Annotated in this window: 8 protein-coding genes; all 8 read right to left on the reverse strand. The window is 56.0% G+C overall.

Annotated elements, in window-relative coordinates; genetic code table 11:
• Window positions 1-68 precede the first annotated feature (68 nt).
• The 8 genes from GCU45_RS13535 to GCU45_RS13570 all read right to left on the reverse strand — a co-directional run bounded on the left by GCU45_RS13535 (window position 69) and on the right by GCU45_RS13570 (window position 12,289).
• Window positions 69-1,388, reverse strand: a complete 1,320-nt coding sequence (locus GCU45_RS13535; RefSeq protein WP_208837124.1) for a family 43 glycosylhydrolase — start codon at window positions 1,386-1,388, stop codon at window positions 69-71.
• Window positions 1,389-1,495: 107 nt separating this feature from the next.
• Window positions 1,496-3,313, reverse strand: coding sequence for a cache domain-containing sensor histidine kinase (locus GCU45_RS13540; RefSeq protein ID WP_152399326.1), 1,818 nt, complete (start codon window positions 3,311-3,313; stop codon window positions 1,496-1,498).
• A complete protein-coding gene (locus tag GCU45_RS13545) occupies window positions 3,306-4,943 on the reverse strand; it encodes a response regulator transcription factor (protein ID WP_152399327.1) in 1,638 nt (545 codons plus the stop codon). The genes GCU45_RS13540 and GCU45_RS13545 overlap by 8 nt, the downstream gene beginning before the upstream one ends.
• A gap of 18 nt (window positions 4,944-4,961) precedes the next feature.
• Window positions 4,962-6,515 (reverse strand): extracellular solute-binding protein, encoded by a 1,554-nt coding sequence (locus tag GCU45_RS13550; protein ID WP_167527134.1) that lies wholly within the window; start codon window positions 6,513-6,515, stop codon window positions 4,962-4,964.
• Window positions 6,516-6,780: 265 nt separating this feature from the next.
• Entirely contained in the window at window positions 6,781-8,148 is a 1,368-nt protein-coding gene (locus tag GCU45_RS13555; RefSeq protein WP_152399329.1) for an ABC transporter substrate-binding protein, read from the reverse strand.
• A gap of 120 nt (window positions 8,149-8,268) precedes the next feature.
• Complete coding sequence (locus GCU45_RS13560) at window positions 8,269-9,246, reverse strand: carbohydrate ABC transporter permease (RefSeq protein ID WP_076172909.1); 978 nt, start codon at window positions 9,244-9,246, stop codon at window positions 8,269-8,271.
• The gene (locus GCU45_RS13565; RefSeq protein WP_143811899.1) at window positions 9,243-10,139 is read right to left on the reverse strand and encodes a carbohydrate ABC transporter permease; all 897 of its coding nucleotides are present in this window, start codon (window positions 10,137-10,139) and stop codon (window positions 9,243-9,245) included. The genes GCU45_RS13560 and GCU45_RS13565 overlap by 4 nt, the downstream gene beginning before the upstream one ends.
• Complete coding sequence (locus tag GCU45_RS13570; protein ID WP_152399330.1) at window positions 10,136-12,289, reverse strand: DUF5696 domain-containing protein; 2,154 nt, start codon at window positions 12,287-12,289, stop codon at window positions 10,136-10,138. Before GCU45_RS13570 ends, GCU45_RS13565 begins: the two co-directional genes overlap by 4 nt.
• Between the last annotated feature and the right edge of the window lie 13 nt (window positions 12,290-12,302).

The raw sequence follows: 12,302 nt of genomic DNA on the forward strand, positions 1-12,302 counted from the left end.
CTGCCGCGGGTAAGCTTAACAGCTGACCGGTGTACAGGGGCCGCTTGGTTAAGCTAAGCCCAAATCTCTTATTCTTCGAACCGGCTGACCGACAGTCCGCCTACAGCAATGCGGCCGTGCCCGCCCGTCAACCGGATTGTATTCTGCGCTCCGGGCTGCAGCCGGACCGTGAACGACGCGATGCCCACCGCTTCCTCGCCACTTCCTGTTCCGGGGGCGTTGATCAACGTGTAATCATGGCCGTTGACCGTTAAGTTCAGCTTGGCCAGGGCTTCTTCCGTGCCGTAATGGATGTACAGTGCGGCCCGCCCGCCGCTGCCGCCGTCGACGCCGCCGAATTCGCAGTAAGCACCCTCGGCGTCAAGTCCGCGGACGACCGCTTCTGCCCCGGATCCGCCCATAACTTCAGCACCGCCTCCCGTAGTGCTCACTGACGCCGCATAGTAGGCTGAAATTTCGGCTTCCGGCGCTTCACCGACAGGCTTGTCGCTGCTCTTGGTCTGAACCACCGTTTGAATGGTCCCGTCATCGTTAAAATGCAGGCTGTCGATGCACACGCTGCGCAGGTTCCCGTGTCCCGAAATGTCCTGGTTATGATAGAACAGGTACCACTGTCCTTTGTACTCCACCACCGAGCCATGCGTCGTCGAGCAGCCGGTCGGTTCCAGGAAAATGCCCTGATAGGTCCACGGACCGAGCGGATGCCGGCTTGTCGCGTATCTCATCCGGTTGTTGTCCTCCAGATTGTCGGCGTAGGTGAAGTAATACAGCCCGTTTCGCTTGAATACCCAAGCGGCTTCATGAAAGTCCTCCAGCCCCGTCATGTCCTGCATCGATCCTTTGATGGACATCATATCATCGTTTAGTTCCCCGCCCTGGCATTTACTGCCGCCGCCGTAATACATATACGCCCTGCCGTCGTCATCGACGAAGACGCACGGGTCGATCATGGCAAAACCGCCGAGCCCTTCGATATAGCCTTGGTCGACAAAGCCGCTGGCCGGCTTATCGCTGGTCGCCACGCCGATTTTCCAAGTATCGTTCCAGTCCGATCCGCTCGGATGCGGATAATAGAAATAATACGTGCCGTTCTTGTAAGCGCAGTCAGGAGCCCACATGAATCCGCCTTCCGGGCGGCCCCAGGCCACGTCCCGCGAATGGAGAATCTCCCCTTCGTCGACCCAATTCACCAGGTCAAACGAGGAAAATACGTGGTATGCGTCCATCAGATCGCATCCCCGCGGCGGATCGATATCATGGGAGGCGTATATGTATATTCTTCCGTCCTCCCACACATGGGCGGAAGGGTCCGCCGTGTAGATGCTGGTGATGACCGGATTTTGGCCTGCCGGTTTGATAAAGGCTTTCGGAATTCCCTGAGTGGTCATAGCATGTTCTCCCCTCATTTGTATGATATATCATACTCGGTTATTTGATATATACCTAACCACATTGTACACGGCGCTTCCCCATGCCGCAATACCGGATTTATCGCTCAGCTGACTTCCTGATCCGCACCCCGTTCAGGCGTCGTCCTCTCTTCCCCGCCGGGCGGGAGTATCGGATGACGGATCGTAATTTTGGTTCCCTTGCCTTCCTGGGTCTCGATCCGAAGCTGGTAATCAGGGCCAAAATAAATTTTCAGCCGCTCGTTCACATTGCGCAGTCCGACGCCGGATCTGCCCGCCATTTTTCGATTGCCGGCCGTATCGTTCAACTCCTTCAGCACCTCTTCCGGAATTCCCTTGCCGTTATCGCTAATATCGATGACCAGATCCCCCTCTTCCACACGGCCGGAGAGGATGACCTTGCCCTTCTCGAAATTGCCGCGGATGCTGTGCTGGATGGCATTCTCGACCAAAGGCTGCAGCAGCAGGCGCATGAATGTCATATCCAGCATCTCTTCGTCAAAAAAATACAGCACGCGCAGCGGCATGCCGATGCGGGCCTGCTCGATCTGAACGTAGGCCTTCACCTGCTCGACCTCGCGTCCGACGGTCGTAATGTCTTTGCCTTGGTTCAAGCTGAGCCGCAGCAAATTACCGAGTGCCGATACCATCTCACCAATATCATTGCGCCCGTGGTTTTCCGCTTTCCAGCGGATCGATTCCAGCGTGTTATAGAGAAAATGCGGGTTGATCTGGTGGCTGAGCACCTGAAATTCCAGCTCCCTTTTCGTTCGCTCGGCGCGCGTTGACTGCAGGATGAGATCTTCGATTTTCCGGACGATGCTGCCAAAGCCGCGGTACAGCCAGCCGATCTCGTCCTTGCGGTTCTGATGCGGAATAAGCATGCTGAAATCCCCTTCCTCCAGCTTGCGCATTAGCCGGACCAACTGGAAGACGGGCTGGGTAAAATTCCGTGTGAGATAGATGACCACCCCAACGGCACAGAGCATATAAGCGATCAGAAAAAAGATCAGCAGTCTCTGCATCGCCGTAATAGGCTCCGTCAAAGCTTGCATCGGCGTCAGACTGACGATCGTCCAGGGCAGGCTGTCCATGCGGACAAAGGCGATCAAATTTTTCTCGTCATAAATGGACAGCGTCTCAACGCCCTCCTTGCGGACATTCCGCATCGCCAGTAATTTGGGGGACGGCAGCTGCTCTCCGGTCCACTCGCTTGCCGCCGAATCGTAAACAATTTTCCCTGTTTCGTCGACGATCAGGAACTTCTGCCCCTGCAGCCGTTTGGTCGGCGAGAAGAAGCGGCTGAAATGGTTATCCGCCAGATCGGCCACCACCAGCCCCCTCGGCGTTCGATTATGCAGGCTGGTGAACGTTTTGACATAGGAGAGCAGCGGACCGCGGTTCGGCCCTCCATCCATCGACAGATGCCAGATCGGCAGCGTACTGTTCGCCGCGTTCTGAAACCATTCTTCATTTCGGGTCGATGTCGTCACTTCGAGCGCCCTCAAGTAAGTGGGATAAGCCTCGGAATTCAGCGGATAGACGCGCAGCTGCAGCGCATCCATCTGCTTTTTCTTCTGGTACACGATGTTCAGGAGGTCCACCGAGGCCGACACTTCGTCCTGGCTGCTGGCCGGCGGCTGCTCGAGCAGATCTTGCAGCTTCTTGTCACCGATCAGCTCGTTCATCTGGTCGTTCAGTTTGGCCAAGTACGCCTCCAGGTTAATCTTGGACTGCTCCAGATAGCTCATGGAAAAGGTAGCATTGGCCTGCTGGATTCCTTCCACCGACTTGGTATGTGCGTAAGCCGAGAACAAAATGAACGGAACGATCGTAATCGCGAGAAAGATCAGTATCATCCGGTTCCGCAACGAGGAGGCCAGCCGGAGAAAAGACCTAATCATCCAGAATCCCCTGCAGACGGCGGAATTCTTTGGGCGTAACGCCGACCAGCTTTTTGAACAGCTTCGTAAAATGGACCGGATCCTTGTACCCCACCTGATGGGAAACCTGATAAATTTTATATTTCGTATCGCCCAGCATCTCTTTGGCCCTGGCAATCCGGACGTTGGTCAGCTCCTCGATGAAGGTGCGGCCCTTTTCTTTTTTGTACAGCTTGCTGAGCCAGATCGGCGTCACGTGAACGGCCGCGGCCACCGACTGCAGCGACAGATTTTCTGCGTAGCGGGTACGGATCATCTTTTCGGCCTCCTGGACGATCTGGCTGGAGGAGGTCGCCATTTTGCGGAAGCCTCCAGCCAGGGACAGCAGCCGGCTCTCCACCTGATCCTGAAGCGACTGCAGCGTATCGTACTGCTCCAATTGCTCCCACAGGCCGATCGGGTCCTGCTCCCAGGAACGGTCGGGCCACCCGGCCGACGCGGCCGTACGGTAAATTCCCATCAGCCATTTGAACAACTGCTGCTGGATATCTTTTAGATTGGGCAGCTCCCACGATTTGACCATATCCTCAAAGTCAGCCATGGATTCCGAAATGTCGGCGTCCGTTCCGTACTTCACCAGGTCAAGCACCGCCCCTGGCTCCCGGATCGTCAGCCTGCCGACCTCTGCGGCTCCGTCCTCCACGCTGCCGGTGAAGACCCGGTTGCCCCCGCAGACCACCTTTTGCTCCAGGGACTCGGTGCAATCCACATAAAGCTGATGCAGTTTGTTCAGCTCTTTGGGTGCTGGGCTGATCCCGATGCTGGCCTTGACCTTCACGAATTGGTTGATGCGAAGCAGGCAGGTCTCAGCGATGGTGCGGCATGAATCAAGCATCTCGGGATCGGGGCAGCCGATGACGGCCACCCACCGCTCGTGCGTATCCTTAAACAGGGCCGACGGCATGTTCAATTGCTCGGCAAGCGTATGGCTGACGACATTGCCGATGCCGAACAAGACAAGCTCCTTCTCATCCGGTATGCCCGGCCGGGCGGGCAGCGCTCTTAGGTCGTCCCCTTCAATGGCCATCAGCAGCAGCGGCATCCGGCTCATCCAGTCCAGTCTCAACGACTGCAGGCGGTGGGAGATGCGGGTCTCGCGGTACGGATCGTATTCGTTCTCCACCATCTCACGCAGCAGCTCCTCCTGAAGCTTCGGCTCCGCAAACTGCACCTGATACGTGAGGCGGTCATGCGTTTGCTGCTGCAGCCGTTCCCGTTCGATCGCATCCACCGCTTTACGGACGATCCGCTCCAGTTCATCCAGTTTGATCGGCTTCAGGATATAGTCCATCGCTCCAAGCTGGATCGCCTGTTTGACCAGACTGAAATCGTCGTAACCGCTGATCAGCACCGCTTTCCACAGGTAATCCGGTAAAGTATGCAGCTCCGCCAGAAACTCAAGTCCCGACATCCGGTTCATCTTGATGTCCGTCACGATCAGATTCGGCTGATGGCGACGGGCCATTTGCAGAGCCTCATCCCCATCCGAAGCCGCCATGACGGCGTTAACGCCGTATTCATTCCAGGGGACCCGCTTGCGGAGCCCCTCGCGAATTTCAAATTCATCGTCCACGATTAATACGCTGATCATAAAGGCATCCTCCCCTTGTCATGAATGTTGATGCTGTGCCGCCAGGAATTGGTCGACCTGACGCTGCACCTCCCGGATAATCGTATCCAGCCCATTATCTTTTTGCAGCATACGGTAATCTGACAGCGCCTTGGCGACATCCGGCACCATGCCGTATTCGATCGATTTGCCGTAGTCCTCATAGATCTGGTCGCGCTCTTCAAGCAGCGGACTGATCGACTGATCGTTCAGCAGCAGTCCCTCCACGGGAGAATCCACATTCACGGGCAGCTCCGCAAAGCGGGCTTCCTCCTTCCAGAAGTCCCCCGGGTACGTTTCGGTGGGGCGCAAAAATTGCGGTTTCCACAGCGCCCACTGTCCTCCCCAGTCCATGTAGTTGCTGGTGGAAAAGTTCAGGTTATCCGGGTACTTGACCTTCCCTCCGTCCAGCTCATAGGTTTTCCCCTGAATCCCATACACGACAAGATCAAACAACCTCTCGTCCGTCTCCAGCATATCAAGAAACCGCAGCACCAGCTCCGGATGCTCGGCATTCCGGTTGATGGCCACGACATTTGCGATCGGGCTGCGGTTGACCGTTTTTTTGTCGGGGTACAACAGCGACATCTGCTGCCGGTAGCTTGCATCGGCAAAACCCGGATCGGCTGCATAGGCCCACTCGTGGGAAGTGAGCGTGAACAGCATTTTTCCGTTGCGCCATTGATCCGCAGCGTCTTCGGTATCGATCTTTGAATCGGGATTTAGAATCCCGTCCTCGTACCATGCCTTGCTCATGAAGGCAGCATCCGCGTAAAAAGGCTGATCTTCGATCGCCTGCACCTTGTAATGAGGGTCATTCAGATAAAAACCGAGGCCGTGAAAGCCCAAGTCCACCCATTCGTCCCGGACCACATACAGGGGGAGCGCCGGAATCCGGCTCAGTTTCTGATTGGGATAGGCTTTCTTCAAGTCGTGGAGAAGCGAATCGACATCCTCAGCAGTTCGTACCGATTCAGGTTCGCGGTAAATCCCCGCCTTCTCCGCCATGTCCACCCGCCATCCGGCATAGGGCCGCTGATTCATCTTGATCGACCAGGGCAAGCCGACAATATCCCCGCCAATCGTGGCAGAGGGCAGGTTATGCTGCTGCCGGTAGCGGTCATATAAGTGGGGTGCGTACACCGGGAGAAGATCGTTTAATCTCAAATAGGAACCCCGGGATGCCATTTGCTTGAATGAGCCTTCTGAATCGAAATTCAGGTCCCACCGGTCTCCTGCCGCCGCCATGACCAGCAGCTTCCCCGAATATTCCGGCCAGGGGATGAAATTGACGGAAAATTTGACGTTTAATCCTTTGGTTTTGACGTAATCGCTCACGGCCGCCCAGACTTCTTCCGTCGCCGCCTTTTTCTCGCCGCCGAAATAAAACTTCAGCGTCGCTTCCGGCTCGCCGGACGTGGCGGCCGCATCGCCGAAAAGAGAGGGACCGTCCATGCGGACATCGCCGCCGGCTGCGCAGCCCGCCAGTCCGGATGCCAGCGTGATGCACAACAGACAGGCGACGAACCATCCCAGAGTTCGGCAAAAGGACATGGCTGCTCTTCCTTTCCGCATCTTTTTTGTAAACGTTTTCATAAGAGCGTCCAAATATATTGCGCGGCTCTCTCTCCGATCTACAAAGATTAATATAAACGAAGTGCTGCCAATGGACAATGGGACGATATTAAACAATCCCGTCATATATTGGCCGATGTTTCCGCCCACGGCAAACAGCCCCACAAAGTGGAGCGAAGGCTCTCTCTTATATGTTCAAAAAGGAAGCCGCCAGACTGATGTCCGTCCGGCAGCTTCCCCTCTCTTATTGCTTTAAGGTGGCTCTCACTTCCTGCGTTTTCTTATTCCATGTCTCCGTTTCCGGAATAATGTCGTTGATATCCCGGTCGCCGAAAATAATGTCGTTCAAGATGTTGTTATAGTTGTAGTCGTTCCACCCCGGCACGGTCAGGCCGGATTGGATTTTAGCGTTCTTTTGGGCGATCTTGACGGCTTCGATATTTTTGCCCTGCCAGATCGGAGCCTGATCGTAGTAGCTCGTCAGCTCGGGATCGATGACGGAAGCATTGGCTCCTTGGTCAATTTTCCACTTCTGGGCTTCCGGCGTGAATTGGAAGCTGAGCCACAGGAATGCTTCCTCCTTATGCTTCGAACCGGACAGAAGTGCCAGCGGTCCGTAAATCGAATACCCCGGCTGGCTGACCTTGCCTTTCGGGAACGGAAGAACGTCCCAGTCGAATGTCGCTTTTTCCTTCAGGGTCGGCAGAACCCAGTCGCCGCCGATAGCAAAAGCCGTTTTTCCGTTGATGAAGTCCTTCGTCACGTTGCCGCCTTCTTCCGCGGCTGCGTTGCTCTGCATCGACCCGTCCTTCGTCACCAGCTCCTGGAACCATTTCACGTCATTCATGACATCCGGTGTGCTGAGCATGCTCTGGGTCAGGTCTTCGTTCATGTATTGATGGTTCGCCGCGTGGCCGTCGGCAATCGCTTTGGAGGACAGCAGGCGCATTTGGATTTCGGGCTGCGTCGTAATGCCGTATTCGCCGGCGCTCGGGTCGGTCACCTGCTTGGCGATGTTACGGAAGTCGTCGTAACTCCAGTCGTTTGCCGGCATATCCACGCCGTGTTTGGCCAGCAGATCCTTGTTCACCAGCACCCACATCGGGACGTCAACCATCGGTACGGCAAGCTTCTTGTTGTTGAACATCATCGTTTCGAAGAAGCCGTCGGGGAATTGGGCGTTCTTGAAAATATCGCTCTTCTCGATATAAGGCGTCAAATCTTCGATGAGATTGTTCTGCTCGAAGGTGATCAGATCGCTGTCGATCTCGGTCACGTCGGCAGGCGTGCCCGCTGCTTCCAGCGATGCGATAATTTCCATGATCGGCTGCGAATTGGTCACCGGTACCTGCTCAATGGTGATCCAGGGGTATTTCTGATGAAACAAGTCGTACAGCTCGTCATAGGTTCCGTTTTTCCAGGAAATGAATTTGAGCGTAACCGGGTCGTGCTTTTCCTCTGCTGCCGGCTGGTTTGGCGCAGGCGTGGGTGCAGGTTCATTGCCTGTTCCGGACGGTGAAGCGCTGTCATTACTGCTGCTGCACCCGGCAAGGGTGAAGGTCATGAGCATGACCATCGATAAAATGGATGACGCGATGCGTTTTCTTTTCAATCCTTATTCCTCCCCAATTTGATTTCATCGGATGCTGACGATACCCCTTCGTTCCCAAGCTATACCTGCTAGGTCGGCATTCCCCCTTTCAATGCTTCCGGCAGAACGGCATGCCAAGGCTTATTCCACGATCCCCGTCCGTTCAATGCCGGTAATGAACCAGCGCTGCAGAAACATGAAGATCACGAGCGGCGGAAGGATGATCAAGAAGGCGGCACCCATTTTGGTGCCTTCGGTCACCGGATTGCTGACCAGGTCTTTGCTGCCGAGCAGCGACGGGTTCAGCACATCCTCCAGCTGGTCCAGCCGGATGGAGAGCGGCGTGAAGCCCTTGGCCAGGAACATCGAAGGCTCATAGTACATGTTCCAGTACCAGATGAACGAGAACAGAAAGACGACCAGACAGGCCGATTGGGCAAGCGGCAGCATGATCCGGAAATACAGCCTTGCAGCGGAAGCGCCGTCCAGTTTGGCGGCCTCCTCTAGGCTGGGCGGCTGCGCCCTAAAGAACTGGCGGAAAATAAGGATAAACAGCGCCCCCTTTAGCCCCTGCCCGAAAATCGCCGGTACGAGGAAGACAAACAGCGTGTTGAGCAGGCCCAGCTTGCTGAAAATCACATACAGCGGAATAATGATCACCTGCGGCGGGATCAGAAACGTCAGCAGCACCAGCGCCGTGATCAGCCCTTTAAACGGAACAGCCAGCCGGGCGAGCGCATAGCCGGTCATCGAGCATATCAATACCTGGACAATCGAGCAGCTCAGGGCGATGAGAGCGGTGTTCCGGAGGGCTTCCGGATACTGCAGCCCTTTGTAGGCTTTGGTCAGATTCTCCCAGGTGACGACCCGGGGAATCCATTTAACGCTGGGATCCAGCAAATCGCTGACCGTCTTCAGCATCGTGCTGATCATATAGAGCAGCGGCTGCAAGTACAGATAGGCCACGATGGACAGCAGCACATAAATGACCATTTTCGCCAGGAGACCGTCCGACAGATTTCTGCCAAGCATGACCATCTTGTACTTCTGCGCCTTACGGCTCCACAAGAAGCTCGTGGCGTAATTTCTGGCCCTTTGAACCCATGGTTCCGTGTTCATGGTCTTCCTCCCTTAAGCCGCATGCTGCGGCTGAATAGTCCAGTCACGAGCGCGAGCAGGACGAAAATAAAGCCGAAATAAATCCAAGCAAGCGCACTGGCGTAGCCATATCCGGTGTCGACCTTGAACATGTTGTCCTTAATGTGCTTCAGGACCGGATTCAGCGGGAAGGTGAACAGGTCGATGATGGTATAGAGCACGTTCAGGCTGATAAACGGAACGCTGGCCGGAAGCGTAATCTTCCAGAAGCTCTCCCATGGGGAAGCGCCGTCGATGCGTACCGCTTCGTAAATTGACGGGGAAATCGTCTGGAAGCCAGCGATGAAGATCAGGATCTGCACGCCCGAGTACCAGAGGATAAGAACGACGCGCCCAAGCACTTCCATGACCGTCTTGGCCAATTCTCCCCCGACATACTGCCGGACGACGGGCTCCAGATTGTACTGGTCCAGAAACGGTATATCGCCCGCGCCCTGCGTAAACAGTTCGGACAGCACCTGCCCCGTCGCAAAGATGACCGGGAGGAAGAACAGCGCCCTGTACACGAACCGGCCGGGGAACTGCTGGTTCAGCAGCAGGGAAATCAACAGGGCAAAGATGACGATAATCGGCACCATCAGGATCATTTCCTGAAAGTAGGTGATCAGCTCGATCGGAAACACATTGTCCTTGAGAAAGGCATCGCGGTAATTTTGCAGACCAAGCCACGTATATTTGAATCCCCCCGGCACCACCGCGACCTTGTGCAGGGACATGAACATGGACCAGCCGATCGGAATCGCCACAAACACGCAGAACCCGATGATCCAGGGGAGCATAAACAGCAGTCCGACGCCGTATCGCTTCAGATGATATTGGGCCGCTTTTCGTTTGAAATCCGGAACGCTGCTCATTTCCCCGCTCCTTTCTCCACGGTAAAGTCCTTGACTCCGTAATCCACGATAACCCTCGTGCCGTCCTCATAAGTGGTGGCATATTTCTGGCCGGACAGCTTTTCATGACCGATGATCCGCATGCTATACAGCTGGCTCAGTGAATCGAACTTCGCGTATTCCTCCTCGATCCGTCGTTCCCACTTATCGAAACGGCTGCTGTACAAAAAGTTCGAGGGAGTGTCCTTCAGCTTGCGGGAATCGTCATGGGTCACAAAGAACGAGGGCAGCGCCCCATATTCGATCGCCCGCAAAAATTCGGCATCCTCATCGTCGCGAAGGTTGCCGTCTCCGAACGTGTAAGGAACGAAGCCATGCAGCACGATCGGGTAAAAGGGAACCGTCTCGTCGATCATGAAATCGTAGCTCGATTCGGACGGCAGCCCGTCAATGTAATCCGTTTGGCCGAGCGCATAAGCATCCCCCTGGTTGACCGACGCGCTTCCCAGTGCCTCCCGGGTATATTTCAGCAGCCCGTCGTAGATGGTTTTTGCATATTCCCGGGTTTGGATGCCGGAAGGCTCGTAATCGTTCAGCAGCATCTCGCCGATTCCGCTGAAATGGATGCCGTCCACGCCAAGCTTCTTCAGCCTGTCTACCGTATCTGCCGCCGTTACCGCCGTATAGGCGGGCTTGGCGATATACCAGCCGTCGTCGACATAGGCGGTCCCGTCGATCCCCCGGATGGCGTCTGTCTTTCCGGAGAAGGAGGAATGTCCGTCGACCCAGAGGAAGTCCTCGCTGAAGCTGACAGGGACGCCCCGCTCCTTCATCGCGGAAATGAACGTCTTCGCGGCCGCTTCGCCGCCAAGCGCCGGATCGATCGGAAACCGCTTCTCCATGTTGTAGTCACCTTCATTCTGCCAGCCGTAGAATATGGTGCGTAATGAAGCGACGCCCTTGCTCTGCAAGGTACTGACGATATCGCCCGCCTGCTCGAAGGTCGTGGCGGCCACATACCGGATTCGGCCAAAGGCCTTTTCGTAATTGCCGCCCATGATTTTCAGGTATAGCGGCACATGATCCACCGGTTTCAGCGCCTCGGTAAGACGGCCGGTCTCCTGCAGATAGCTCCGGTAAGCTCCCGCCATACCGACATAATCCGCGTCCGCGCCGTTCAGGAACCGGTATTCGACCTCCCGGTCCCGGTTCAGCCGTTCCTTCTGAACGGCCTTGCTCGGCGCGGCCAGCCGGCTCATCCGGTAGAGATATTCTTCGCGATAGATTTGACTGGAAAATACCTGATAGAATGACGACTTGAGTCCGGGCGCCATGGCGGATACGTTGGCGGAATCTTCCCCCTTGGTCATGACGGCCAGAAAGGCATGGTCGCCCTTCTTCAACCCGAACACAGGGTAAGCGATGTCTTCCCTCCGTTCTCCGGTACGCGTCCCATTCTCCTCATTGGTCACCTCGCTGCCGTAAACCTGATGCGAGTAGCCTCGGGTAAGGCTCGCATGCTCCTGAGCGAAGCGGATGAGTCCTCCAGGGCCGTCGGGAACGAACACATAACCATTCTCTTTAGCGGGTGCGGCTCCAAAATAAGGCAGAACGTCGAGCGAGAACAGCGCAGACGCTCCTTCCTCCCGAATGCCGGCCGCAGGCACCTTGACCTTGAGGCCGCTGTCCGTCAGCTCATACTGCATGACAAACCCCAACTGTTTGGCGGGAAACGAGTATTCGATTTGCAGCCCCTCAGGCTTGCGGATCATGGCGATTTGCATGCCGGCCGTCTGGTTGCTCAGCGTCTCCCTGACCGTCTGATCGGCTCCCTGCGTCCGGACATGGGTCAGCAGAAAAGGGGATTGCAGGTTGGCCAGCAGCTGTCCTTTGACCGTTTCACCGGCCAGCTCCTCCTTGATCGGATTGCTGGTCCAGCGGTAGCCGGATGCCTTATCCAGCACGGCGATCTGGGTGTTATCCGGGCGGACGTACAGCGCATAATGTTCGTTCTCCAGCACCAGCGCATAACCGTCAGCCCCTGCGGCCGGTTTCCAGAGATCGCCCTCATACAGGGCGTCCGGAGTTGGAAGGTTCGCGGCGATGCCCGTTTGGGAGAATCGTTCGGCTGTCGTTTGCTCCCAAGGCTTGAACACCAGCAGCAGAAGCACGATCAGAAGAGCC

The sequence above is a fragment of the Paenibacillus cellulositrophicus genome (assembly GCF_009363095.1).
In the GTDB taxonomy this organism is placed as follows: Bacteria; Bacillota; Bacilli; order Paenibacillales; family Paenibacillaceae; genus Paenibacillus_AQ; species Paenibacillus_AQ favisporus.